General features: G+C 62.3%; 27 protein-coding genes. 16 read left to right on the forward strand and 11 right to left on the reverse strand.

What is annotated here, in order from left to right:
* Positions 1-170: 170 nt before the first annotated feature.
* Complete coding sequence (locus RCO24_RS08075; RefSeq protein ID WP_308961323.1) at positions 171-749, reverse strand: BA14K family protein; 579 nt, start codon at positions 747-749, stop codon at positions 171-173.
* A gap of 358 nt (positions 750-1,107) precedes the next feature.
* Between RCO24_RS08075 and RCO24_RS08080 the strand changes: the two genes are divergently transcribed.
* The 7 genes from RCO24_RS08080 (at position 1,108) to RCO24_RS08110 (ending at position 7,084) form a co-directional block, all read left to right on the forward strand.
* On the forward strand, positions 1,108-1,668 hold the full coding sequence (locus tag RCO24_RS08080) for a F0F1 ATP synthase subunit delta (protein ID WP_308961325.1): 561 nt from the start codon (positions 1,108-1,110) through the stop codon (positions 1,666-1,668).
* A 123-nt stretch (positions 1,669-1,791) separates the two neighbouring features.
* On the forward strand, positions 1,792-3,321 hold the full coding sequence (atpA, locus tag RCO24_RS08085; protein WP_308961326.1) for a F0F1 ATP synthase subunit alpha: 1,530 nt from the start codon (positions 1,792-1,794) through the stop codon (positions 3,319-3,321).
* 153 nt (positions 3,322-3,474) lie between these two features.
* Positions 3,475-4,359 carry a F0F1 ATP synthase subunit gamma gene (locus RCO24_RS08090; RefSeq protein ID WP_308961327.1) on the forward strand — a complete coding sequence of 295 codons (885 nt, stop codon included), beginning with the start codon at positions 3,475-3,477 and terminating at the stop codon, positions 4,357-4,359.
* 41 nt (positions 4,360-4,400) lie between these two features.
* Positions 4,401-4,802: an organic hydroperoxide resistance protein gene (locus tag RCO24_RS08095; protein WP_308961328.1), complete on the forward strand. Its 402-nt coding sequence runs from the start codon at positions 4,401-4,403 to the stop codon at positions 4,800-4,802.
* Positions 4,803-4,823: 21 nt separating this feature from the next.
* Positions 4,824-6,257: a F0F1 ATP synthase subunit beta gene (gene atpD / locus RCO24_RS08100; RefSeq protein ID WP_308961329.1), complete on the forward strand. Its 1,434-nt coding sequence runs from the start codon at positions 4,824-4,826 to the stop codon at positions 6,255-6,257.
* Between the two features lie 105 nt (positions 6,258-6,362).
* A complete protein-coding gene (locus RCO24_RS08105) occupies positions 6,363-6,623 on the forward strand; it encodes a hypothetical protein (RefSeq protein ID WP_308961330.1) in 261 nt (86 codons plus the stop codon).
* Positions 6,624-6,694: 71 nt separating this feature from the next.
* Positions 6,695-7,084 carry a F0F1 ATP synthase subunit epsilon gene (locus RCO24_RS08110; RefSeq protein ID WP_308961331.1) on the forward strand — a complete coding sequence of 130 codons (390 nt, stop codon included), beginning with the start codon at positions 6,695-6,697 and terminating at the stop codon, positions 7,082-7,084.
* A 91-nt stretch (positions 7,085-7,175) separates the two neighbouring features.
* Here RCO24_RS08110 and RCO24_RS08115 read toward each other — a convergent pair whose 3' ends face one another.
* The 5 genes from RCO24_RS08115 to RCO24_RS08135 form a co-directional block, all read right to left on the reverse strand.
* Positions 7,176-7,718, reverse strand: coding sequence for an ester cyclase (locus tag RCO24_RS08115; protein ID WP_308961332.1), 543 nt, complete (start codon positions 7,716-7,718; stop codon positions 7,176-7,178).
* A gap of 196 nt (positions 7,719-7,914) precedes the next feature.
* Positions 7,915-8,436: an RNA pyrophosphohydrolase gene (locus RCO24_RS08120; RefSeq protein WP_308961333.1), complete on the reverse strand. Its 522-nt coding sequence runs from the start codon at positions 8,434-8,436 to the stop codon at positions 7,915-7,917.
* A 198-nt stretch (positions 8,437-8,634) separates the two neighbouring features.
* Positions 8,635-9,168: an RNA pyrophosphohydrolase gene (locus tag RCO24_RS08125; RefSeq protein ID WP_308961334.1), complete on the reverse strand. Its 534-nt coding sequence runs from the start codon at positions 9,166-9,168 to the stop codon at positions 8,635-8,637.
* Positions 9,169-9,307: 139 nt separating this feature from the next.
* Positions 9,308-10,774, reverse strand: a complete 1,467-nt coding sequence (locus tag RCO24_RS08130; RefSeq protein WP_308961335.1) for a S41 family peptidase — start codon at positions 10,772-10,774, stop codon at positions 9,308-9,310.
* Positions 10,774-12,273 (reverse strand): peptidoglycan DD-metalloendopeptidase family protein, encoded by a 1,500-nt coding sequence (locus RCO24_RS08135; protein WP_308961336.1) that lies wholly within the window; start codon positions 12,271-12,273, stop codon positions 10,774-10,776. The genes RCO24_RS08130 and RCO24_RS08135 overlap by 1 nt, the downstream gene beginning before the upstream one ends.
* Before the next feature lie 477 nt (positions 12,274-12,750).
* Between RCO24_RS08135 and RCO24_RS08140 the strand changes: the two genes are divergently transcribed.
* The 8 genes from RCO24_RS08140 (at position 12,751) to RCO24_RS08175 (ending at position 18,641) form a co-directional block, all read left to right on the forward strand.
* Positions 12,751-12,945, forward strand: a complete 195-nt coding sequence (locus RCO24_RS08140) for a twin transmembrane helix small protein (RefSeq protein WP_308961337.1) — start codon at positions 12,751-12,753, stop codon at positions 12,943-12,945.
* A 135-nt stretch (positions 12,946-13,080) separates the two neighbouring features.
* Positions 13,081-13,659 (forward strand): cob(I)yrinic acid a,c-diamide adenosyltransferase, encoded by a 579-nt coding sequence (locus tag RCO24_RS08145; RefSeq protein ID WP_308961338.1) that lies wholly within the window; start codon positions 13,081-13,083, stop codon positions 13,657-13,659.
* A 44-nt stretch (positions 13,660-13,703) separates the two neighbouring features.
* A complete protein-coding gene (locus RCO24_RS08150; protein ID WP_308961339.1) occupies positions 13,704-14,405 on the forward strand; it encodes a rhomboid family intramembrane serine protease in 702 nt (233 codons plus the stop codon).
* A 280-nt stretch (positions 14,406-14,685) separates the two neighbouring features.
* Positions 14,686-15,441 (forward strand): electron transfer flavoprotein subunit beta/FixA family protein, encoded by a 756-nt coding sequence (locus RCO24_RS08155; RefSeq protein WP_308961340.1) that lies wholly within the window; start codon positions 14,686-14,688, stop codon positions 15,439-15,441.
* Entirely contained in the window at positions 15,441-16,385 is a 945-nt protein-coding gene (locus RCO24_RS08160) for an FAD-binding protein (protein WP_308961341.1), read from the forward strand. Before RCO24_RS08155 ends, RCO24_RS08160 begins: the two co-directional genes overlap by 1 nt.
* 49 nt (positions 16,386-16,434) lie before the next feature.
* The gene (locus RCO24_RS08165; protein WP_308961343.1) at positions 16,435-17,364 is read left to right on the forward strand and encodes a 3-hydroxybutyryl-CoA dehydrogenase; all 930 of its coding nucleotides are present in this window, start codon (positions 16,435-16,437) and stop codon (positions 17,362-17,364) included.
* Positions 17,365-17,385: 21 nt separating this feature from the next.
* Positions 17,386-18,144: an SDR family oxidoreductase gene (locus RCO24_RS08170; RefSeq protein ID WP_308961344.1), complete on the forward strand. Its 759-nt coding sequence runs from the start codon at positions 17,386-17,388 to the stop codon at positions 18,142-18,144.
* Positions 18,145-18,341: 197 nt separating this feature from the next.
* Positions 18,342-18,641: a hypothetical protein gene (locus RCO24_RS08175; RefSeq protein WP_308961345.1), complete on the forward strand. Its 300-nt coding sequence runs from the start codon at positions 18,342-18,344 to the stop codon at positions 18,639-18,641.
* Positions 18,642-18,749: 108 nt separating this feature from the next.
* Here the strand turns inward: RCO24_RS08175 and RCO24_RS08180 are convergent, their stop codons facing one another.
* The 4 genes from RCO24_RS08180 to RCO24_RS08195 form a co-directional block, all read right to left on the reverse strand.
* Positions 18,750-19,019: a PepSY domain-containing protein gene (locus RCO24_RS08180; RefSeq protein ID WP_308961346.1), complete on the reverse strand. Its 270-nt coding sequence runs from the start codon at positions 19,017-19,019 to the stop codon at positions 18,750-18,752.
* A 144-nt stretch (positions 19,020-19,163) separates the two neighbouring features.
* Positions 19,164-20,537 (reverse strand): HAMP domain-containing sensor histidine kinase, encoded by a 1,374-nt coding sequence (locus RCO24_RS08185; RefSeq protein ID WP_308961347.1) that lies wholly within the window; start codon positions 20,535-20,537, stop codon positions 19,164-19,166.
* Positions 20,534-21,199: a response regulator transcription factor gene (locus RCO24_RS08190; protein ID WP_308961348.1), complete on the reverse strand. Its 666-nt coding sequence runs from the start codon at positions 21,197-21,199 to the stop codon at positions 20,534-20,536. Before RCO24_RS08190 ends, RCO24_RS08185 begins: the two co-directional genes overlap by 4 nt.
* A complete protein-coding gene (locus tag RCO24_RS08195; protein WP_308961349.1) occupies positions 21,199-21,528 on the reverse strand; it encodes a PepSY domain-containing protein in 330 nt (109 codons plus the stop codon). Before RCO24_RS08195 ends, RCO24_RS08190 begins: the two co-directional genes overlap by 1 nt.
* Before the next feature lie 138 nt (positions 21,529-21,666).
* On the opposite strand from RCO24_RS08195, the gene RCO24_RS08200 reads away from it, so the two are divergent.
* Positions 21,667-21,942, forward strand: coding sequence for a PepSY domain-containing protein (locus RCO24_RS08200; protein ID WP_308961350.1), 276 nt, complete (start codon positions 21,667-21,669; stop codon positions 21,940-21,942).
* A 92-nt stretch (positions 21,943-22,034) separates the two neighbouring features.
* On the opposite strand, the gene RCO24_RS08205 is transcribed toward RCO24_RS08200, so the two are convergent.
* Positions 22,035-22,337, reverse strand: a complete 303-nt coding sequence (locus RCO24_RS08205; RefSeq protein ID WP_308961351.1) for a plasmid stabilization protein — start codon at positions 22,335-22,337, stop codon at positions 22,035-22,037.
* Between the last annotated feature and the right edge of the window lie 132 nt (positions 22,338-22,469).

Below are 22,469 nucleotides of genomic sequence, written 5' to 3' on the forward strand. Positions count from 1 at the left end.
GCTGACCCTGGCACGTTGATGGAATTGATAGCGGGGGCGCGCTGAACTCACCTTGAACGAGCCGTGCAGCTTCCGTTCACATTCATTTAAATCTCATAAAAGCCGCGCCGGTCAGCCTTTTTCGGCTGCCGGCGCGTCTTGATCGTCTTGGGTTTGGCCCCTTTGCTCCGCTATCTGAGATACGGGCAAAGCTTGCGCGTTCCGTTCGTGCTCAGGAACGTGCCTGTTCTGCGATCGAACGAGCGATAACGCGCTTCGCAACGCGCAACGCCGTCATTCGCCTGCGAATAGACGACCACATCGTCATCGTCGTCGTCGAAGTAGTCGTCGTAATAGTAGGAGTTATAGAAGTACGGCGCGCCGTAACCGTAGAAGCGCGGCCGGAAATGGTGGTGATGGCCGTGGCCATGACCTCCTTGCCAATGACCCGGGGGGCGGCCGCCGGGCCAATGGCCCGGTCCGCGACCAGGGCCACCCCGGAAGGCCATGCGCGGTCCACCGGGACCTCCGTGGCCGAATCTCGGGCCTCCTCCTCCTCCGCTAAACTTCGGGCCGCCGCCGCCGCCACCGACGCGCATCCCGCCTCCGCCTCCGGGCCCGTTGCGGCCGATGTTGATGATCGGTGCCGCGGTATCCGCCTTCGATATCGCGCGCGCGGCATCTGGAATGGCCGGTGCGGCGGCCGCCGCTCCAACTCCGAACGGCAAAGCCGCCAGAGCCGCGACAGCCAACAATCGTCTTGCTCTCATACCTAATTGCTCCGTTTTTGGACTTTTCTTCCCGGGCGCGCCGCGTAGAGGCTTTTCATGCCCTTGTTAGCCATGTGGGGTCGCAACCGACGGAATCCCACTGACGGTGAACGAGGTTTCGACTTTTTTCGGAGTGTGCGGCGAAAAGGGCGGACCGGGCGCGTAAAAGCCGCATTGCAAGCGCGTCAGGCAGGTTGATGCGCCGTGACGCACATGATACAGAACCGCGGGCTTCGGACGGGGTATGGCGCAACTCAGCAGTGCGTTTTTTCTCGTCTGCAACGCCCCCTTCATAAAAAGGGCTGTGGCTTCGGCCGCGGGGCTCCTCCAACCCCTTGAGCGCGCGAGATTTCTTGACGTGGCGACAGAAGAACCAATCGTAGCCGGTGTGGCGGGACGTTACGCGGCAGCTCTGTTCGACCTCGCAGTCGAGCAGAACAATGTGGCCGAGGTCGAACAGGATCTCGCAAAATTTCAGCAGCTTTATGATTTGAGCCCCGATCTCGTTCGGCTCGTCAAAAGCCCGGTCATCGCGGGTGAGGATCAAGCCCGCGCGCTCGGCTCGGTGCTGGATAAGGCCGGCGTCGGCGGCCTTACCCGCAATTTCTTCAATCTCGTTGCCCGCAATCGGCGCCTGTTCGCAGCGCCCGACATGGCGCGCGCTTTTCGTGCGCTCGCCGCCAAGTCGCGCGGCGAGGTGACGGCGGAAATCGTGAGTGCATACCCGCTCACCGATGCGCAGGCCGAAGCGCTCAAGGCATCGCTCAAGGACACCGTCGGCAAGGACGTGACGCTCGCAACGAAGGTCGATCCGTCGCTGATCGGCGGTCTCGTCGTGAAGCTCGGCAGCCGCATGGTCGATTCGTCGCTCAAGACGAAGCTCGCCAATCTCAGTCTTTCGCTCAAGGGAGGCCACTGACGCCGGGCCTCAGCCTGACGCCGAGAAGCCTCTCGTGAATGCAGAATGCCAAGGGCGCGCCGGAAGGCTCGCCCAAACGATCAAAACATATAGAGAAAACGCCCCAAGAGACGAGGTCAAGTGATGGACATCCGGGCTGCAGAGATCACCTCGATCCTGAAAGATCAGATCAAGAATTTCGGTAAGGAAGCCGAGGTTTCCGAGATCGGACAAGTGCTGTCGGTCGGCGACGGTATCGCGCGCGTTTACGGTCTCGACAACGTCCAGGCGGGCGAGATGGTCGAGTTCCCGGGCGGCATTCGCGGCATGGCGCTGAACCTCGAAGCCGACAACGTCGGCGTCGTTATCTTCGGCGACGATCGCACCATCAAGGAAGGCGACACCGTCAAGCGGACCGGCGCCATCGTGGAAGTTCCGGTTGGCAAGGGCCTGCTTGGCCGCGTGGTCGACGGTCTCGGCAACCCGATCGACGGCAAGGGCCCGATCAAGTCCGACACCAAGAAGCGCGTCGACGTCAAGGCGCCCGGTATTCTGCCCCGCAAGTCGGTGCACGAGCCGATGGCAACGGGTCTCAAGGCCGTTGACGCCCTGATCCCGGTCGGCCGCGGCCAGCGCGAGCTGATCATCGGCGACCGCCAGACCGGCAAGACCGCCATCATTCTCGACACCTTCCTCAACCAGAAGCCGGTCAACGCCGGCACCGACGAGAGCGCCAAGCTCTACTGCGTGTATGTCGCCGTCGGCCAGAAGCGCTCCACCGTCGCTCAGTTCGTCAAGGTTCTCGAAGAGCGCGGCGCCCTCGAATACTCCATCGTCATCGCCGCCACGGCGTCCGATCCGGCTCCGATGCAGTACCTCGCTCCGTTCACGGGCTGCACGATGGGCGAATACTTCCGCGATAACGGCATGCACGCCGTGATCGCTTATGACGACCTCTCCAAGCAGGCCGTCGCTTATCGCCAGATGTCGCTTCTGCTTCGCCGTCCGCCGGGCCGCGAAGCTTATCCGGGCGACGTGTTCTATCTTCACTCTCGTCTGCTCGAGCGCGCCGCGAAGCTCGGCGACGCCGCCGGCAAGGGTTCGCTCACCGCGCTCCCGGTCATCGAGACGCAGGCCAACGACGTTTCGGCCTACATTCCGACCAACGTGATCTCGATCACCGACGGCCAGATCTTCCTTGAAACCGACCTCTTCTTCTCGGGCATCCGTCCGGCCGTGAACGTCGGCCTGTCGGTGTCGCGCGTCGGCTCGTCGGCACAGACCAAGGCGATGAAGCAGGTTGCCGGCAAGATCAAAGGCGAGCTCGCGCAGTACCGCGAAATGGCGGCGTTCGCGCAGTTCGGCTCGGATCTCGACGCGGCCACGCAGAAGCTACTCGCACGCGGCGCACGCCTCACCGAGCTTCTGAAGCAGCCGCAGTTCTCGCCGCTCAAGATGGAAGAGCAGGTTGCGGTGATCTTCGCGGGTACGCGCGGCTATCTCGACCCGCTGCCGGTTTCGGCCGTCGGCAAGTTCGAGCAGAACCTGCTCGCCGCTCTTCGCGACGAGAAGACCATTCTTGCTGCCGTTTCGGCGGAGAAGGCGCTCTCGGCCGAGTCCGAGAAGAAGCTTGTCGATCTGCTCGACAGCTTCTCCAAGACCTTCGTCGCCTAGCACTAAGCGTCATCCCGGACGTGCGTCAGCACGATCCGGGACCCAGGCTTGTCCTGGGAGACTGTTGCCCCTGGGTCCCGGCTGTTCGCGGCGTCGCCGCTTCGCCGGGATGACAGGGAGGGGAGCCGGATAAAGCAAGGAAGCTGAGGCGCCATGCCGAGCTTAAAAGATCTCAGAAACCGCATCGCCTCCGTCAAGGCGACGCGTAAGATCACCAAGGCCATGCAGATGGTGGCCGCGGCCAAGCTGCGCCGCGCGCAGGAGGCTGCAACGGCTGCCCGTCCCTATGCCGAGCGCATGGACGGCGTGCTTGCCGCTCTCAACCAGCGCGCCAGCCGCGAAGGCGCTTCGCCGCTCTTGGTCGGTACGGGCCGCGATCAGACGCACCTGCTCATCGTTCTGACGGCCGAGCGCGGTCTTTGCGGCGGTTTCAACTCAAACATCGCGAAGCTCGCGCGTGCGGATGCTCAAAAGCTTCTGGCCGCCGGCAAGACGGTGAAGATCCTGACGGTGGGCCGCAAAGGCGCGGACAACCTGCGCCGCGATCTCGGCCGCAACATCATCGAGCGCCTGGATCTGCGCGGTGTGCGCCAGATCGGGTTCTCGAACGCGGAAGACGTCGCGAACAAGGTGCTCGCGATGTTCGAGGCGGGCGAGTTCGACGTCGCGACGCTCTATTTCTCCGAGTTCAAGAGCGTGATCGCGCAGAAGCCGACCGCGCTTCAGCTGATCCCGGCGAAGCTGCCGGAAACGACGGATGCCGCGCCGGCAGGCACGGGACAGTCGGTCGTCGATTACGAACCCGACGAGGATGCGATCCTCGGCTACCTGCTGACGCGCAACGTGTCGACGCAGATCTTCCGCGGGCTTCTCGAGAACGCGGCCTCCGAACAGGGCGCGCGCATGAGTGCCATGGACAGCGCGACGCGCAACGCAGGCGAAATGATCAACAAGCTGACGGTGAAGTACAACCGCCAGCGTCAGGCGAACATCACGAAGGAACTCATCGAGATCATCTCGGGTGCGGAAGCCCTCTAAATCAGGGTTTCGGCGCCGGTTTGGCGTGAGGAGTAGAGATCATGGCCTACAAGACGACAGCAACGACGAAAGGCGGCCGCGACGGCCGCTCGAGCCTCGCTGACGGCAAGCTCGCTCTTGCCATGTCGCTGCCGAAGGAGCTTGGCGGGTCGGGCGAAGGCCACAACCCGGAACAGCTGTTCGCGCTCGGCTATTCGGCCTGCTTCGGTCAGGCGATCCTGGTGCTTGCGAAGAAGCACGGGCTCGACGGCCAGGCTGCCAAGGTGACGGCCGACGTGACGCTCAACACCACGGACGGCTTCTCGCTGGCCGTCGATCTCAAGGTTTCGCTTCCCGGTGCCGATCCGGCCGCGCTTCAGGCGCTGGTCGAGGAAGCCCATACGATTTGCCCGTATTCAAAGGCGACGCGCGGCAACATTCCCGTGACGCTCGCGATCGCCTAAGCATTCTGACTGGAGAGGAAAATGGCTAGCAAGGTTGGTAAGGTTCGCCAGGTTATGGGCGCTGTCGTCGACGTGCAGTTCGACGACCATCTGCCGGAAATTCTGAACGCGCTCGAGACCCAGAACCAGGGCAACCGCCTCGTTCTCGAAGTCGCACAGCATCTCGGCGAGAACACCGTGCGCACGATCGCCATGGATAGCTCCGAGGGTCTCGTTCGTGGCCAGGCCGTAACCGATACGGGCGCTCCGATCTCGGTGCCGGTCGGCGAAGAGACGCTGGGCCGCATCATCAACGTCATCGGCGAGCCGGTGGACGAAGCAGGCCCGGTTGCCACAAAGGCGCGTCGCGGCATCCATCAGCCCGCGCCTTCGTTTGCCGACCAGGCGACGGAAGCGCAGATCCTGGTGACGGGCATCAAGGTCGTCGACCTGCTCGCACCCTACGCCAAGGGCGGCAAGATCGGTCTGTTCGGTGGCGCCGGCGTCGGCAAGACCGTTCTCATCATGGAGCTCATCAACAACATCGCGAAGGCCCACGGCGGCTACTCGGTGTTCGCCGGTGTCGGCGAGCGTACGCGCGAGGGCAACGATCTCTATCACGAGATGATCGAATCGAACGTCAACATCGATCCGAAGAAGAACAACGGTTCGACCAAGGGCTCCAAGTGCGCCCTGGTGTACGGCCAGATGAACGAGCCGCCGGGCGCTCGCATGCGCGTTGCTCTCTCGGGCCTCACGGTTGCCGAAGACTTCCGCGACAAGGGCCAGGACGTGCTGTTCTTCGTCGACAACATCTTCCGCTTCACGCAGGCAGGCTCGGAAGTGTCGGCACTGCTCGGACGTATTCCTTCGGCGGTGGGCTATCAGCCGACGCTCGCGACCGACATGGGTGCTCTCCAGGAGCGCATCACCACCACGCAGAAGGGCTCGATCACTTCGGTGCAGGCGATCTACGTGCCGGCCGACGACTTGACCGACCCCGCACCTGCCGCTTCGTTCGCTCACTTGGACGCAACGACGGTGCTTTCGCGTACGATCGCTGAAAAGGGCATCTACCCGGCCGTCGATCCGCTCGACTCGACGTCGCGCATGCTCGACCCGCGCATCGTCGGCGAAGAGCATTACGCCGTCGCACGCCGCGTGCAGTCGATCCTGCAGCGCTACAAGGCGCTCCAGGACATCATCGCAATTCTCGGCATGGACGAGCTTTCGGAAGAGGACAAGCTGGCAGTCGCGCGCGCCCGCAAGATCGAGCGCTTCATGTCTCAGCCGTTCACGGTCGCCGAAGTGTTCACCGGCTCGCCCGGCAAGCTGGTTTCGCTCGCCGATACGATCAAGGGCTTCAAGGGCCTCTGCGACGGCGATTACGACCATCTGCCGGAGCCGGCGTTCTACATGGTCGGTTCGATCGACGAAGCGATCGCCAAGGCCGAGAAGCTGGCTGAAGCGGCCTAAACTTTCTAAAATGACCGCTCGTTCGTGGAACGGGCGGTCATGTATTTGCGTCTGTATAGAAGCATTGACGACGTCCGTTGTTGGGCAACGGAGCGAGGGGATCAGATGGCTGGTAGCGACGCAACTCAGTTTGGATCGTGCTGTGACGAGCTTAAGGATGCGATGAGCGGCGAGGAGTTCGAGCCGCTGATCACCGTGGGCGACGACGGCGTGCTCTACATGTCGGTCGGGCTGGTTGAGCTCGAAGATGACGAGCCCGGCATGGTCGATCACCCGGTTTTCTTCTGCCCGTTCTGCGGCAAGGGCGTGCAGACGCCGGAAGATGTCCGGGCTAAGACCGGCGACGACGAGGACGGCGACGCGTAAGGCTGCAAAGCCTGCGACCCGTTTAGGGTTCGCGCACGCTCATACTGCTTAGGATTGAGGAAGACAGGTCAATGGCTCAGACGTTCACATTCGAGCTGGTCAGCCCCGAGAAGGTGCTTCTTTCGGGCGAAGCCGAGCAGGTTCAGCTGCCGGGCGCCGAAGGCGACATGACCATTCTTCCCGGCCATTCGCCGCTGATCTCTACGCTGCGTCCGGGCGTGATCGACGTGGTGTTCGCGGGATCAAAGTCGCGCGTGTTCGTGCGGCAGGCCTTTGCGCAGGTCGAACCCGACAGGCTGACCGTGCTTGCCGAGAAGGCCTACGATGTCGCCGAGCTCAATGCTTCGGCGATCTCGGCCGAGCTGACGGCTGCGGAAACCGAACTTTCGCAGGCCAAGACCGATGAGCAGCGACTTGTCGCCAACCAGGCGATCGCAGCGCTTTCGGGTCTCAAGGCTTGATCCGCTAGCCCCAATCATTTTCAGAAATGAAAAAGCGCCCGGTTCACGGGCGCTTTTTTGTTGTTCGATTATGTGCCCACGTTGGGGAAGTTTACTTCTGCTCGGCGAGATCGAGCTTGCGGCTCATGCGGCGAAGGAGCTGGCCAACGTTGGCGATCAGATTGTGCTCGATCGCGAAATAGATGCGCTCGCCCTTGAACTTCTTCTTGATGGGGTCCCACGGAAACAGCAGCACGACGTCGAACTCGATCGGCTGTCCGGTGGACGGCAGGCCAAGGAGATCGCCGTTGTGGACTCCGTTGAAGTGGGCTTCCTCTACAACGCCCTGAGGACCGACGAAGACATTGGTTACGGAGAAGCAGTTCTCCGGGAAGCCGGTCAGAAAGCCTTCGTAGAACTTCGCCGCTCCCTCGTGTCCGTGCCACACTTTGCCGTTGTTCAGCATCGTGTAGACGCAGTCTTCGGTGAGGGTCGCGAGAAGCCCCGGGATATCGCCGCGATGCTCGGCTGCGATGTGGTCAAGCCAGAGCTCTTTGATGCGATCGTACTCTTCCTGATCGAACTTTTGGCCGGACTGATAGTCCGCGCCATCGCTGAACGGTGGGAGAGTTCTGGTCAGGGTGCGTGTCGACATGTGAGCGGGCTCGCCGGAGTGAACGTTGGGATGGGTGGGATAGGGAGGTGCAGGAGAGAAATGCCGCGACGAAGCGGTTGGTTCACTCCCATGACATTGAAAACCATCAGGCTTTCAACCTCATGTAGACACCCAACCTCGCGGTCGACTTGATCGTGATCAGATCAGACCGCGGTGCTTCTCGGTCTCTTTCTTTTCAGCTTTGTGAGAGATAGGCAAATCTCTCGACGACGGTTTGGTAAATGGGGCGCTTGAACGAGACGATGAGATCGGGCAGTTCCGACATGTCGCGCCAACGCCAGCGATCGAACTCGGCCTTGCCGCTGCGCGGGCGAATGTTGATCTCGCTATCGTCGCCCCAGAACCGCATGGCAAACCAGCGCTGCCGCTGGCCGCGATACTTGCCTTTGAGCGCAACGCCAAGCAGTTGGTCCGGCAGATCGTAAGTCAGCCACTGCGGAATCTCGGCGATGATCTCGGCGCTCGTGACTCCCGTTTCCTCGCGCAATTCGCGGATGGCGGCCTCGACCGGATCCTCGCCCTTGTCGATCCCACCTTGCGGCATCTGCCAGATGTGGGCGGATTGATCGCCCGTCCATTTGGCCAAGCGGCGTCCTGTCCAGACGCGGCCCTCCTTGTTCAGGAGCATGATTCCGACGCACGGCCTGTAAGGCAGGTTTTGGGAGGTGGAGATCTCTGTCAGCTCTGTGTGCTTCATGGTGAACCGTAGGATTCGTGCGACCGGCAACGCGAGCAAGAGCGTGGTGGCGTCGACTTTGGGTTGTCTGACGCGGGCTCTACGATTTCGAGCTGCGATTCGCCGTTCGAGTCAAACGACATCTTACGGAAAAAGTTAGCGGGTTTTTGTCAGCCCGTCTGTTTCGTGTGGAATATCCGGCGTTAGTGGCTGCGCGTTTCAGCGCGGGGCGGCGGAGGCCAGGATCGGTCCGAAAATGCGCAACACCTCGAGATAGACGTCGCGCTTGAACGGTACGATGGAGGCAGGCAGTTGCTCCGGGGGTGACCAACGCCAGGCCACGAATTCGGGGTGCGGGCCTTCCGGCGAGTTGAGATCGATGTCGGAATCGGCACCTACGAAACGCACGGCGAACCATTTCTGCTTCTGGCCGCGATAGCGGCCGCCCCAGGCTACGCCGATCAGGTGGGGGGGCAGATCGTAGGTCAGCCAATCCGGCGTTTCTGCAATAATTTCAACGTCTTTTTCTTTGATCGAGGTTTCCTCGCGCAATTCACGCAGGGCAGCCTGGCGGGGATCCTCGTTCTTGTCGATGCCCCCTTGGGGCATTTGCCACCACGTGCCTGCTCCCTCGGCGTCGCCTGGCATGTCGGCGCGCTGGCCGACCCAGACGTGGCCAGCCTGGTTCAGCACCATGATGCCGACGCAGGGGCGGTAGCCCAGGCCAGCGGAGTCGGGGGCGGCAGTGCTCATGGGGCGGCAAACTCGTGTTTTTGCGGATGGTTCGGCTTCAAAAGGATATGGGCGCTACTTGGCGCCCATATCTCGTGGTGTCGGTCATTTTGTCGCAGTCCTGTCCGGATGGTCCGGAAGGGCCGGGTTCGGAAACCCGTCAGTTCGGAACTGCGCTCTTTTCTGCCGGGTTTGCCGGGTTGGCCGGGGGCTGAGCCGGCTTGGCAACGGTTTCTCCAGTTGCCGTGCCGCGCAGGAAGCTCAGCGCGTACTGGAGCTGCGTGTCCTTCTCGGGCTCCTTGGGCACGTAGGCGGACGAACCGGATTCTTCCTTCGGCTCTTCCTTCGGTGTCTCGGTGCCCTCGGGAACGGCTGCCTTTTCCTTTTCAGCCTTTTCCTTCTCAGCCTTTTCTTTTTCTGCCTGCTCGGCCTTCAGAGCATCCTCGCCCTTGAGATGGCCGCGGAGGCTTGCTTCGCCGCGCGGCTTCTCGGCAGAGGCTTTGCTCTTCAGCTCTTCGGGAAGCTCCTGCTCGATCACAATGTCCGGATCGATGCCCTTGGCCTGGATCGACCGGTTCGACGGCGTGTAGTAGCGCGCCGTCGTTAGGCGGATCGCGCCGTTGGCGCCGAGCGGGATGATCGTCTGGACCGAGCCCTTGCCGAACGAGCGTGTGCCGATGATGGTCGCGCGCTTGTGGTCCTTGAGTGCGCCGGCGACGATTTCGGAAGCCGAAGCGGAGCCGCCGTTGATCAGCACGACGATGGGCTTGCCGTCGGCGGTGTCACCGGGGCGGGCCTGGGCGCGCTGCGTTTCCTCGTTGTTGCGGCCCTTGGTCAGCACGATGGCGCCACGCTCGAGGAAGTCGTCAGAGACAGCGATGGCCTGGTCGAGAAGACCGCCGGGGTTGTTGCGCAGATCGATGACGAAGCCGCGCAGCTTGGGGCCGATTTCCTTCTTCAAGGCATCCATCGACTTCACGAGGTTGGCGTGCGTCTGCTCGTTGAAGGTGGTCACCTTGATGTAAGCGATGTCGTTCTCGGCACGGGCCTTGACCGCGTTGATGCGGATGAAGTCGCGAACGATCTTCACATCGAACGGCTCTTCCTTGCCCTTGCGAACGACGGTGAGCGTGATCGGCGTGTTGACCGGACCGCGCATCTTCTCGACGGCCTGTTCAAGCGTGAGGCCGGAGATCTGATCGTTGTCGAGGTGGGTGATGAGGTCGTTTGCCTGGATGCCGGCCTTGGACGCGGGCGTGTCGTCGATCGGCGAGACGACCTTGATGACGCCATTCTCCATCGTGACCTCGATGCCGAGACCGCCGAACTCGCCGCGGGTCTGGACCTGCATGTCGCGATAGTTCTTCGGGCTCATGTACGAGGAGTGAGGATCGAGCGCCGCGAGCATGCCGTTGATCGCGGATTCGATCAGGACGGTGTCGTCAGGCTTCTCGACGTAATCCGATCTAACCCGCTCGAACACGTCGCCGAACAGATCGAGCTGCCGATAAAGCTCGGAGTTGGGGGAATTGGCGGAATAGGTTTGCGAGACGTTGAACACCGTCGTGGCGCCGGCGAGACCCGTCATCGTCAAAAACGTCCAGAACACGAGGTCGGTCTTGCGCATTATTCCTGTACCTTCTGGTTCGAGGCGACCCACCAAGGGGCCGAGTCTATCGGTTGCCCGTCCTTGCGGAATTCAATGTAGAGCACCGGCGCGCTGGTTTGCGGGGCGGATTGAGCCATCCCCGTGCGTTCGGTAGCCAACTGTGCTGTGCGAGGCGCGCCACTCATGGTCCCGATCGGCTCCGCGGCCAATACGAACTGTCCTGGCCCAACGTCCATCTGCGACAGCCCAGCCACGAGAACATGATACCCGCCGCCGGCGTTTATGATCAAGAGTTGCCCGTAACTTCTGAATTCTCCAGCGTAGACAACCCATCCGTCGCAGGGTGAGGTGACGCGGGCGCTGAAGCGGGTTTCGATTACGAGGCCCTTCGACGTCCCTCCATATTTGGTTTTTTCGCCGTATGCCAAGGCCCTGCGACCACGGGCTGGCATCGGAAGCTTGCCTTTTGCCAGCTGGAACGGGATGGCCGGCGTGATCCGGTCCGGCTTGCCGGGCATCAGGGAGGTCGCGGCCGGAGCCAGCTCGACGATGGAAGGAGGCGTTGTCCGGGCGTTCGGAGGGGTAAGCAAAGCCACCTCCTCCGTCCTCTGCGGGGTGACGATCGGGGCCGCATCGACGGCTGTGTCGCGCGCCAGAGTGCGGGCGGCGGGGATGGGCGGTTCGTCCGCTGAGGGCGGCGACGCTTCGGCCGGCGGCAGCATGGCCACGGTTTCCTGACCGCCGTTCGGCTGGGGCTGCGGTTCGGGTGCGGCCGGAGTAGGAGGCGTCGCGACCTGCTGGCTCAGCTTGGCGATCAGCTCGCTCAAGTCGGTTACGCTTTTCGAGATCTCGGCGGTGGCTTGCCGGACCTGCCGCAGCTCGGTCTGACGCTCGGTGAGCGACTGCTTCTTGGTTTCGAGCAGGCTCGCGAGGCGAGTCTGCGTGGTGTTCAGCCGATCCCGCTCGGCGCGCAGGTTGTCGCCTTCCCGGCGAATGCTGGTCATGATCGCCACCAGCTCATTGAGCTTGGTGGTGAGCTGGGCGGCCTCCTGCTTGAGGCCAGGAAAAGCAACGCCGAGCAGCATGGCGCTACGCACCATTTCGAGGGCGTCCTCGCGACGGGTGATGATGACGGGCGGCGGGTTGCGGCCCATGCGCTGGAGCGCGGCCAGGATGCCCGACATCTTGCCGTGCTCCTTGGCGAGCGATGCGCGGATTTCCTTTTCCTGCTTCTCGAAACCGGTGAGGCGGTTTTCGATGGCGGTCATCTGCTCTTCGCTTTTTTGCACGAGCGCGGCCGTTTCGACGAGGCGCGCGTTGATCTCGCGGCTGTCGACGCCGAGGGTGGTGAGATCTTTCTGGATTTCGCGGTCGCGGGCTTCCTTGGCTTCGAGCTCGTTACGCTGAAGCTCCAGCTTCTTGGCGGCGTCGTCGGCGTTTTTGGGGGTCGTGGCACCGGGCGATTGGGCCAGAGCAACAGGCAGCGCAGGTCCGGATGCCGTTGCGGCAAGCGTCAACGCCGCCGCCAGGAGGCGCGCGCGCTGTTGGTTCCGAGAGGTCGTTGTTCTGGTTCGGCTCACACCCTAGCCCATCTGGCCCGACTGTTGTGACCACTGCCGGACGCCGCACCACCGACCCGGGTCTGCACACATCCCAATTTATCCTTCGTTCGACAGAGCCTCGGCTCCACGATCCCTTCTGCGTTCCGGCATCTCCGAGAGGAGTGGGAGGCCCGATCCCCGACGCGTCCGTCCGTCTTTAGCAAATCGCTCTTTAGACTACGTTCGCGTCGGCTCCAAACGCTCTCCAAACGCTTCGGCGCGTTCATCCCCGCTTCCGCCGATGTCGCGATATTCGTTCACCGTGTACCACGCCTTCTGAAGTGGTTAGAATTAGGGCACGGTGGTTACTAAAGAGCGTCGGGACTGGTATTTGGGCCGGCCAAGTCTTACGATAATGTAACAAGACTCCCCCGGTTTCGAGGCACGCGGCTTATGCAATCTTTGATGTATTATCTGTCGACCGCGGCGGTGTTTGCGGTCCTTGCCGTGCTCCTGATGGGACTTTGGGTGATGACACGCGGCGAGAGCCCCAATCTCAGCCAGAAGCTCATGCGGTGGCGCGTGGGCCTGCAGTTTGCGGCCGTCGTGATGATCGTCGCCTATGTCCTCGTTCGCCAGCACATGTGAGCGGGGACGGCCAAGCCGGGTTCTCCATCGAGACGCTGGTCTCAATCACGACTTTTTTGCACGGTCCCGCCATGACCAGTTTCCACTTTTCCGGAAGCACTCTAGTGTGGCGCCGGGCGAGGGATTTACTGCGCAATGGTCAAACTCAATAAGATCTATACGAAAACCGGCGATGCCGGCACGACGGGGCTGGGCACCGGCGAGCGCGTGCGCAAAGACGCGCTGCGTATCGCAGCTTACGGAACGGTGGACGAAACGAACGCCACCATCGGCGTGGTGCGCATTCACCTGGCCGGGCATCAGGGCCTCGACGCCAAGCTCGGCCGCATACAGAACGATCTCTTCGATCTCGGAGCTGATCTCTGTGTTCCCGACCGCGGCAAGAAGCCCGACTGGGAGGTGCTGCGCGTCTCGGACGATCAGGTGACGCGCCTCGAAGCCGAGATCGACGAAATGAATTCCGAGCTCAAGCCGCTGAAATCTTTCGTTCTTCCGGGCGGATCGCCGGCATCTGCGGCGCTTCACGTGGCGCGCACGGTGAGCAGAAGGGCGGAACGGGAGATGGTGGCGCTCGCGGCGCTTCCAGACGAGCCGGTCAGCGCAGCAGCGCTCAAGTATATCAATAGATTATCTGACTTTCTGTTCGTCGCCGGGCGCTACGTCAATGATCGTGGCCGCAGCGATGTTCTTTGGGTTCCGGGGCAGAACCGCTGATTTCTTCCATTTTACTCTGTCGGATCGAAGCGAAGGACTGAACGATGTTTGTTCCGCTGCATGATGAGAACAGCCTGAAGTCGATCCGGTTCCAGTATGTTACGTTAACTCTGATCCTGATCAACATCGTCGTCTATCTGTTCGAGGTGTCTCGCCTCGAGGATGTGGCGATTGCAGGATTTGCCATCATTCCGAGAGAGTTGTTCGACACCAGCCTGCTGCCGATCCCGACCGAGACGGTGGGCCCCGCGGTTCCCGAGCGGCTGACACTCCTGACCTACATGTTCTTCCACGGCGACCTCCTTCATCTTGCCGGTAACATGCTGTTTCTCTGGGTGTTCGGCGACAATGTCGAAGACGCCATGGGGCATCTCAAGTTCCTGCTTTTCTACCTTGCCTGCGGCGTTGCCGGTGGGCTGATGCATGCGTGGATCGAACCTTCCTCGGAAAGCCCGCTGATCGGCGCCAGCGGCGCGGTGGCAGGTGTCATCGCGGCCTATCTCATGTTGCACCCAAGGGTGCGCGTCTGGGTGCTGGCGCTCAAGGCGATCCCGCTCCGGATCTCGGCGGCCTTCGCGCTGGGGCTATGGATCCTCATCCAGATCGCCATGGTGCTGCTGCCGCAGGTCGGCCCCGTGGCTTGGTGGGCCCATATCGGCGGATTGATCGCGGGGGCGGTCCTGGTGGTGATCCTGCGTCGCCCGGGGGTACCCCTGTTCGACAAGGGGCTCGGCTACGTACGCTGAGAGGTGTTCAACGGGGCCGACAGGGCGTTAGAACTCTCTCTGTTGGCCGCATTGACTTGCATTGAGACGGCTCGTAACTTTGCCTCTCGCACTTGCGAAGGGCTCGGAAAATCGCAGGTCACTCGGTGTGAGCCATGGGTTGGGCTCTGGTGACATCAAAGGGAGACGGGCGGCCTCGTTCGACGGCAGCATCATCCTTCTGCGGACAGAAATCGGTAACTAAAAAAACCAGGAAAGCAATGATCAAAACAAGGCAGTGCGCCGGGGAGCGCCGCGCATCATGAAGATACTCGTCGCGGTGAAGCGAGTTGTCGATTACGCAGTCAAGATCCGCGTTAAAGCGGATGGATCAGGGATCGAGCTGGCCAACGTAAAAATGTCGATGAACCCGTTCGACGAGATTGCCGTCGAAGAAGCGGTTCGCATCAAGGAAAAAGACCCGTCGACCGAAGTCGTCGTGGTTTCGATCGGAACGACGAAATCCCAAGAGACGTTGCGCACGGCGCTCGCGATCGGCGCGGATCGCGCGATCCTCATCGAAACGGCGGACGATACGCCGGTCGAGCCGCTCGCCGTCGCCAAGCTCCTGAAGGCCGTCGCAGAGCAAGAGAAGCCGGATCTCGTCGTTCTCGGCAAGCAGGCCATCGACGACGACAGCAATCAGACGGGTCAGATGCTGGCCGCGCTGCTCGGTTGGCCGCAGGGAACGTTCGCTTCCAAGGTTGTTGCGGAAGCCGGTGCCGTGCAGGTGACGCGCGAAGTCGACGGCGGTCTCGAGACCGTGAAGCTCAATCTTCCTGCGATCGTGACGACGGATCTCCGTTTGAACGAACCGCGCTATCCTTCGCTGCCGAACATCATGAAAGCGAAGAAGAAGCCGCTCGACGTCAAGAAGCCCGCTGACTTCGGCGTCGAAACCGCTCCGCGTCTCAAGGTGCTCAAGACAAGCGAGCCGCCGGTACGCAAGGGTGGTGTGAAAGTGGCTGACGTGGCGGAGCTCGTGCGCCGTCTCAAGACCGAGGCGGGGGTTATCTAATGGCTATTCTCGTTGTTGCCGATCATTCAAATTCGGCGCTGGGCGGGGCAACCGCCAAGGCAGTCACGGCCGCGACCGCGATCGGCGGAGACGTACACGTTCTGATCGCGGGACATTCCGCGCAGGCCGCCGCAGAAGCCGCTGCCAAGATCGAAGGCGTTGCGAAGGTTCTGGTCGCGGACGCGCCGCACCTTGCCAACGGTCTTGCCGAGGAAGTTGCGGCGACGGTCGTGTCGCTGGCTGGCGGCTATGACGTGATCATCGCGGCGGCGACGGCTTCCGGGAAGAACGTTCTTCCGCGTGTCGCTGCGCTGCTCGACGTGATGCAGATCTCGGACATCATCAAGGTCGTTTCGCCCGATACGTTCGAGCGCCCGATCTATGCAGGCAATGCGATCCAGACCGTGCAGTCGACCGAAGCCAAGAAGGTCATCACGGTGCGCACCGCGGCGTTCGCTGCGGCTGGCGAGGGCGGATCGGCTGCGATCGAAAGCGTTTCCGCGGCTCCGTCAGTTGGCATCTCCTCGTTCGTCGGCGCGGAGCTTACGAAGTCGGATCGTCCGGAACTCACGGCGGCCAAGATTGTCATCTCCGGCGGTCGCGGCATGGGCAACGGTGAGAACTTCAAGAAGTACATCGAGCCGGTTGCCGAGCGTCTGGGCGCGGCGATGGGTGCGTCGCGTGCGGCGGTCGATGCGGGCTTTGTTCCGAACGATCTCCAGGTCGGCCAGACCGGCAAGGTGGTGGCGCCGGAGCTTTATGTGGCCGTCGGTATCTCGGGCGCGATCCAGCATCTCGCCGGCATGAAGGATTCCAAGGTCATCGTCGCCATCAACAAGGATGCCGAAGCCCCGATCTTCCAGGTTGCCGACTACGGTCTCGTCGCTGATCTCTTCCAGGCTTTGCCCGAACTCGAAGCCGAGCTCGGCAAGGCCGGCCTGTGATGGCGGTACGCTGATGGCGACTGGCACCGAGACAAAAAGGACATTCAACATGGATGTTGCAGTCAAAGCCGAAGGTAAAGCCAAGCCGGACGCAAGACCGGTCCCGGTGATCAAGCAGGTCGGCGTGATCGGAGCTGGCCAGATGGGCAGCGGCATCACCCATGTGATCGCGCTCGGGAAGTACGAGGTGCTGCTCTCGGACATACGCAAGGAGGCGGTCGACAACGCGATTGCCACCATCGAGAAGAACATGGGGCGGCAGGTTGCGAAGGGCGTCGTCAAGGAAGCCGACATGAAGGCGGCGCTCGGCCGCATCAAGTTCGCGCCCGACCTCGACGCGCTCGGCACTTGCGACATGGTCATCGAAGCGGCGACCGAAGACGAAAGCGTCAAACGGCGGATCTTCCAGGAGCTCTGTCCCAAGCTCAAGCCTTCGGCGCTGATCGCAACGAATACCTCCTCGCTTTCCATCACCCGGCTTGCGTCCACGACGGACCGGCCGGAGCATTTTATCGGCATGCACTTCATGAATCCGGTGCCGCTGATGGAGCTCGTCGAGCTCATTCGCGGCATCGCGACCGAGGACGAAGTGTTCGGTGTCGCGCGGGTGTTCGTCGAGAGCCTCGGCAAGACGACTGCCGTCTCCGAGGATTTCCCGGCCTTCATCGTCAACCGCATCCTGCTGCCGATGATCAACGAGGCCGTCTATACGCTCTATGAGGGCGTCGGCACGGTGGAGGGGATCGACAAGGCGATGCGGCTTGGCGCGCATCATCCGATGGGGCCGCTCGAGCTTGCGGATTTCATCGGTCTCGATACCTGCCTTGCCGTCATGCAGGTGCTTTACGAGGGGCTGTCGGATTCCAAATACCGGCCGTGCCCGCTGCTGGTGAAGTATGTCGAGGCAGGTTGGCTTGGCCGCAAGACCAACCGCGGTTTCTACGACTATCGAGGCGAGAAGCCGGTTCCGACGCGCTGATCCGATCGACGGATCGCCGAGATGACGCAAACGGAAAAAGTAGCCGTCATAACCGGTGCCGGAAGCGGCATCGGACGGGCCGTCGCGATCGCGCTGTTCGATGCGGGCTTCGACGTTGTGCTCGCGGGGCGGCGGCAATCGGCGCTTGAAGAGACGGCGGACGGCTGCACAACCTGCCCCGGCCGCATTCTCGCGGTCCCGACCGACGTTGCGGATGAAGCCCAGGTGGCGCATCTGTTCGAGACCACCGAAAAGACGTTCGGGCGCGTCGATGTTCTGTTCAACAACGCGGGCCTTTCGGCGCCGGCCGTTACCATCGACGAGCTTCCGGTCGAAAAGTGGAAGGCGGTGGTCGACGTCAATCTGACGGGCGCGTTTCTGTGCGCGCAGGCGGCGTTCCGGCTGATGCGGCGGCAGACGCCGATGGGCGGGCGGATCATCAACAACGGATCGATCTCAGCTGCCGTGCCACGGCCTTTCTCGGCGCCTTATACGGCAACGAAACACGCCATCACGGGGCTCACGAAATCTCTGTCGCTCGATGGGCGCGCCTTCGATATTGCCTGCTCGCAGATCGACATCGGAAATGCCGAAACGGAGATGACCGAGCCGATGGCGCGGGGCGTCTATCAGGCCGACGGCAGCATCAGACCGGAGCCGCGGATGGATGTGGCGCACGTCGCCGATGCCGTCGTGTACATGGCCACGCTGCCGCTTAATGCCAACGTTCAATTCATGACGCTGATGGCCACAAAGATGCCCTTTATCGGAAGAGGATGATGGTCGGGGCGGTGCGTATCGGCGAACCGGTTGCGCACGCGTGGCGGTTCAAATAGTTTTCCAGTCGTTTGTAATCTATATCGCTCGTGCCGGCTTGGGGTTTGGGCTCGATGCTGTCGGATGTTTGCAGGGGGTGGCGAGGGCCAGTCGTTTGCGCGGCGTTTGCGGCGCTCGGCGGCTGCGCGTCGATGCAGGACATGGCCGGCGTTCCACGTGCCGGTTATTTGTCCAACGGCACTTATGTGGTCAGTGCCGAAGAGGAAAAGCTGCCCTGCCGGCAGATCAAGGACCGGCTCGATCTTCTGAGCGGCCAGATCAAAGCCTTGCCGGCGCGTGCCGCCCTCGAGGAGAGCAGTGAGCCTTCGACGGTTGGGTCCGCTCTCGGGCGCATGTTCGGTGGCCCTGGCGACGGGCTCAAGGCTACGGCGGATTTTCAACGCGCGACCGCCGAAAGCGAAGCCCTGAACGAGCTTCTCGTGAAGAAGCAGTGCACGTGACGCTTTCGCGTTTTCTTTCTTATCCAGAAAAAAAACGGGCGATCCTGCCGGATCGGCCCGCTTTTCTAGTCACACCAAATCTTGGTTCGGCGCCAGTGTGAGAGAGGTCTAGTCGAGTTCGCGCTTGATGATGCGGCCGCCGCGGATGTCGATGTCGTATACGCGGCCGTTGGCGTGGCGGGCGTTGTCGACCTCGAACTTCCGATCGTCGCGATCGTATTCGATCTTGCCCCAGGATGCGTATCCGGCTGCCTTCAGAACGGCGCCGACGTTCGCGCGCTCGGCCGACGTGGCGGGGCGATCATCGGCTGCGGCGAGGCCTGCAAACGATACGGCTGCGACGGCGGACAGGCCGAGGGCGAAAAGGGCTTTCTGCATTGATCGATCTCTCTTCTGTTTTGTGAAATGAAATGGAGCCGTGAGGCGTGGATCGGGCGATCGGGTCGCCCACGGCGTTTTCGACGAGGGCCACTTTGACCTGTGGGCGCTGACAGGCCCCTGATGGGCGATGTCAGGCAATTGTCAGCCGCGCGGCGGCGTTTTCGAACGGCTGCCGTCGAAGGTCAGGGTCGCGGTGAGGCCAGGGTTTGCATTGGTTAGAGCAAGCGTTCCGCCCCAGGATTCGACGACGTCCGTCACGATGGCGAGGCCAAGCCCGGCGCCTGAGCCGCGCTCGTCGAGGCGTCCGCCGCGGCGCAGGGCTTCGGCAAGGCGGGCCTCGGGGATGCCTGGGCCGTCGTCCGATATGGACAGCGAAACAGATGCGCCGCTCTGTGCGGCGGTGATGGTGATGGCGTGACGCGCGTGGCGAGCCGCATTCTCGATGAGGTTGCCGAGCGCTTCCGAAAGATCGTCAGGGTCGATGGGGGCGGCGAAATCGGCCGGCACTTCGACGATCCAATCCAGCCGTTCGCCGTCCGGCGTTCGCTGCACCACCCGGACCACCTGCTCGACGGCAGACAAGATGTTCGCCTTCGCATCGCGCAGCGGGGAGGAAAGGCGTACGCGGGCCAGCTCACGTTCCACGGTTCGCTGCATGGTGCGCGTCACCGTCGAGAGATTGAGGGCGAGCGTGGTGTGGCCTTCCTTGGCAAGCTTCTCGATCTCTGATTGCAGCACTTGCAACGGCGTTCTGATGCCGTGAGCGAGATCGCCGGCGCGGGTTTTGGCGCGCGCCAGCTCTGCGTCTCGGGCTGCGATGAGATCGTCGATCTCCTGCGCCAGGGGGCGGACCTCGTCCGGAAAGCTCGATCCGAGTGTGCTGCTCTTGCCGGATCTGATGGCAGCCAAGCGCGTGCGAATGGTGGAGAGGGGCTTCAGCCCGATGGTGACCTGGACCCAGGCGGCTGCGGTGAGCAACACTCCGATGAGGGCAAGGAGCGGCGTCAGATCGAACGCGAATTCGCGCACCGCGTTGGCGATCTCGGCGGTGTTCCAAGCCACTGCGATGCGGGCAGTTCCGCCGCCGATGCGCGCGGGGAGCTCGACGCGCCGCTGCAGCAGGTAAAGCTCGGTGTTGGCGGGGCCGGGTATGCGATGGTGATGGATCTGATCGTCGACGGTGCTCTCGGCTGGAAGAGCCAGATCGGCATCCCACAGCGAGCGCGAGCGAAGCACGGTCCCCTTCTGCTCGTGGATGATCTGCCAGTAGAGGCCCGACAACGGCACTTCGAAGCGCGGATCCGCGGGCTGGGCGGAGAGCGCGATCGTGTCGTTGCCGGAGGGCTCGAGATGCGCGGTGAGCTGGTTCAGGTAGACGCTCAACTCCGCATCGATGCGCCGCTCGACGTGCCGTTCGAACAGCAGGGTCAAGCCGTAGGCGGCGATGGCAAGGGCGACGATCGTGGAGACAATGCCCGCGAGCAGAAGCCGAAGGCGGAGGGAGCCGAGTGTCATTCGGAACCTTCTGCCACCGTGTAGCCGAAGCCGCGGCGCGTCTGGATCACGTCGGCGCCGAGCTTCTTGCGCAGACGCGTGACGACGGCCTCGAGCGCATTGGCGTCGCGGGCGTCGTCGTCGCCGTAAAGATGCTCGATCAATTCGCCGGGCGATACGACGCGGCCTTTGTGATGAAGCAGATAGGCAACGAGACGATACTCGAGCGGAGAAATAGCGACGTTGGCTCCATTGACCATGACGCGCATCTGGCGCGTGTCGATCGAGATGGGGCCGGCTTCGATGACTGGAGAGCCGTGACCGGCGGAGCGGCGGATCAGCGCGCGGACGCGTGCCATCAACTCCTCGATTTGGAATGGCTTGGCGAGATAATCGTCGGCGCCGGCGTCAATGCCTTCGACACGTTCGGGCCAGGCTCCACGGGCCGTGAGGATCAAAACCGGCATCTGGCGCCCGGCGGAGCGCCACCGCTTCAGAACCGCGAGGCCGTCCATTTTCGGCAGGCCGAGATCGAGGATCACGAGATCGAAATCCTCGGTGTCACCCGCGAACCAGGCGTCCTCGCCGTCCACCGCGGTGCTGGTCTGATAGCCGGATGCCGTAAGCGCGGCCGTAATGGCGGCCGCGATAGCAGGCTCATCCTCGACGACGAGAATGCGCATCAGTCGTCGTCCTCTATGCTCAGGATCTCGCCGGTTGCGGCATCGACGTCGACCTCCATGAGCTTGCCCGACGTGTCGATGACGTCGAACTCATAGACGATGCGGCCGTCATCCTCCACGTCGATCTCGACCGCGAGGATGTTGCCGGGCAGCTTCGGCTTCACCTTCTCGGTGATCTCGGCCAGGGACTTTATGCGCCCTTCCTGCAGGGCTTTGCGGGCGAAGGCCTGATCGCGTGCGTCGTCGTCGGCAAAAGAGGCCGTTGCGGCCAACAAGCCCGCGAGCGCGGCGAAGGTCACGGCCAGATATGTCGAGGGTCGCTTCATCATCTTCGAATGGGTGCACTTTTTTCGCTGACAATCCGCTGACGGGTGCCATCAGCGAGCGATCAGGGGGCTTGGGGCAAGAAAGGCTCATCCCGGGCGAACTCGCGTCCGGTCATCTACAACATATCCGGAGATGATCCCATGAAGAAGATCTTGGCTGCCTCAGTCCTTTCGTTTGCGTTCGTTGCCCCGGCTTTTGCAGGCGACGATTATGTCGGCCGGCTCAATGTGCCGCGCGACCAGTGGCTCTCGGTTCCCGACGTGATCCAGAAGATCGAGGCGCAGGGTTACAAGGTTCACGAGATCGAGGCCGACGATGGGGCCTACGAATTCGAAGGCACCACGGCAGCGGGCGTGCGCGTGGAAGCGCATGTTCACCCGGCGACCGGCGAATTGCTCAAGGGCTACGACGACTGATCGTGCAGCTGATAACGCATCAAACTCTCCGGCGGTCGTTTGCCGCCGGAGTTTCACTTTCTTGCCTCTCTTCACTCTGCTTCAAAGATTATTCAGGCGCGGCGCTTGCGTGTGGCGGCGGCCTTCTTTGCGGAGGCGGAGCGCGCTGAAGCTGGGCGTGACGCCGATGCCCGGCCGCCGATCTTGCCGCCCTTGTGTGCTGCAGGATTTCCGGTTGAACGGCCGCGGCCGGATCCGCCTGGTGCCTTGCCGCCTCCGTCATCCTTGTTGACGGTCGCCCAAGCGCGACGTTCGGCTTCCTTCGTTCCGACACCTCGCTTCTCGTAGCCTTCGGCGATGTGATCTGCCTTGCGTTCCTGCTTGGCGGTGTATTTGCTTTTCTCTCCTCGCGGCATTGTACTCTCCTCGTGCGTTCTCCTTGTCGTTTTCAACTCCATTATCTTTTGTGAACGAATGCTTCCGAATTGCCGGACCGTTCGACTTTTGGTCAACATCGTGCCGGCCGATCGGTTCCTTTTCGCGGAACA

Source organism: Hyphomicrobium sp. LHD-15 (assembly GCF_031157355.1).
GTDB lineage: Bacteria > Pseudomonadota > Alphaproteobacteria > Rhizobiales > Hyphomicrobiaceae > Hyphomicrobium_C.

What these genes read in the sequence shown, in the direction of transcription:
- RCO24_RS08075 (WP_308961323.1), bottom strand. Translation starts at nt 749, where the DNA reads ATGAGAGCAAGACGATTGTTGGCTGTCGCGGCTCTGGCGGCTTTGCCG.
- atpA (WP_308961326.1), top strand. Translation starts at nt 1,792, where the DNA reads ATGGACATCCGGGCTGCAGAGATCACCTCGATCCTGAAAGATCAGATC.
- RCO24_RS08090 (WP_308961327.1), top strand. Translation starts at nt 3,475, where the DNA reads ATGCCGAGCTTAAAAGATCTCAGAAACCGCATCGCCTCCGTCAAGGCG.
- RCO24_RS08095 (WP_308961328.1), top strand. Translation starts at nt 4,401, where the DNA reads ATGGCCTACAAGACGACAGCAACGACGAAAGGCGGCCGCGACGGCCGC.
- atpD (WP_308961329.1), top strand. Translation starts at nt 4,824, where the DNA reads ATGGCTAGCAAGGTTGGTAAGGTTCGCCAGGTTATGGGCGCTGTCGTC.
- RCO24_RS08105 (WP_308961330.1), top strand. Translation starts at nt 6,363, where the DNA reads ATGGCTGGTAGCGACGCAACTCAGTTTGGATCGTGCTGTGACGAGCTT.
- RCO24_RS08110 (WP_308961331.1), top strand. Translation starts at nt 6,695, where the DNA reads ATGGCTCAGACGTTCACATTCGAGCTGGTCAGCCCCGAGAAGGTGCTT.
- RCO24_RS08115 (WP_308961332.1), bottom strand. Translation starts at nt 7,718, where the DNA reads ATGTCGACACGCACCCTGACCAGAACTCTCCCACCGTTCAGCGATGGC.
- RCO24_RS08120 (WP_308961333.1), bottom strand. Translation starts at nt 8,436, where the DNA reads ATGAAGCACACAGAGCTGACAGAGATCTCCACCTCCCAAAACCTGCCT.
- RCO24_RS08125 (WP_308961334.1), bottom strand. Translation starts at nt 9,168, where the DNA reads ATGAGCACTGCCGCCCCCGACTCCGCTGGCCTGGGCTACCGCCCCTGC.
- RCO24_RS08130 (WP_308961335.1), bottom strand. Translation starts at nt 10,774, where the DNA reads ATGCGCAAGACCGACCTCGTGTTCTGGACGTTTTTGACGATGACGGGT.
- RCO24_RS08140 (WP_308961337.1), top strand. Translation starts at nt 12,751, where the DNA reads ATGCAATCTTTGATGTATTATCTGTCGACCGCGGCGGTGTTTGCGGTC.
- RCO24_RS08145 (WP_308961338.1), top strand. Translation starts at nt 13,081, where the DNA reads ATGGTCAAACTCAATAAGATCTATACGAAAACCGGCGATGCCGGCACG.
- RCO24_RS08150 (WP_308961339.1), top strand. Translation starts at nt 13,704, where the DNA reads ATGTTTGTTCCGCTGCATGATGAGAACAGCCTGAAGTCGATCCGGTTC.
- RCO24_RS08155 (WP_308961340.1), top strand. Translation starts at nt 14,686, where the DNA reads ATGAAGATACTCGTCGCGGTGAAGCGAGTTGTCGATTACGCAGTCAAG.
- RCO24_RS08160 (WP_308961341.1), top strand. Translation starts at nt 15,441, where the DNA reads ATGGCTATTCTCGTTGTTGCCGATCATTCAAATTCGGCGCTGGGCGGG.
- RCO24_RS08165 (WP_308961343.1), top strand. Translation starts at nt 16,435, where the DNA reads ATGGATGTTGCAGTCAAAGCCGAAGGTAAAGCCAAGCCGGACGCAAGA.
- RCO24_RS08170 (WP_308961344.1), top strand. Translation starts at nt 17,386, where the DNA reads ATGACGCAAACGGAAAAAGTAGCCGTCATAACCGGTGCCGGAAGCGGC.
- RCO24_RS08175 (WP_308961345.1), top strand. Translation starts at nt 18,342, where the DNA reads ATGGCCGGCGTTCCACGTGCCGGTTATTTGTCCAACGGCACTTATGTG.
- RCO24_RS08180 (WP_308961346.1), bottom strand. Translation starts at nt 19,019, where the DNA reads ATGCAGAAAGCCCTTTTCGCCCTCGGCCTGTCCGCCGTCGCAGCCGTA.
- RCO24_RS08185 (WP_308961347.1), bottom strand. Translation starts at nt 20,537, where the DNA reads ATGACACTCGGCTCCCTCCGCCTTCGGCTTCTGCTCGCGGGCATTGTC.
- RCO24_RS08190 (WP_308961348.1), bottom strand. Translation starts at nt 21,199, where the DNA reads ATGCGCATTCTCGTCGTCGAGGATGAGCCTGCTATCGCGGCCGCCATT.
- RCO24_RS08195 (WP_308961349.1), bottom strand. Translation starts at nt 21,528, where the DNA reads ATGATGAAGCGACCCTCGACATATCTGGCCGTGACCTTCGCCGCGCTC.
- RCO24_RS08200 (WP_308961350.1), top strand. Translation starts at nt 21,667, where the DNA reads ATGAAGAAGATCTTGGCTGCCTCAGTCCTTTCGTTTGCGTTCGTTGCC.
- RCO24_RS08205 (WP_308961351.1), bottom strand. Translation starts at nt 22,337, where the DNA reads ATGCCGCGAGGAGAGAAAAGCAAATACACCGCCAAGCAGGAACGCAAG.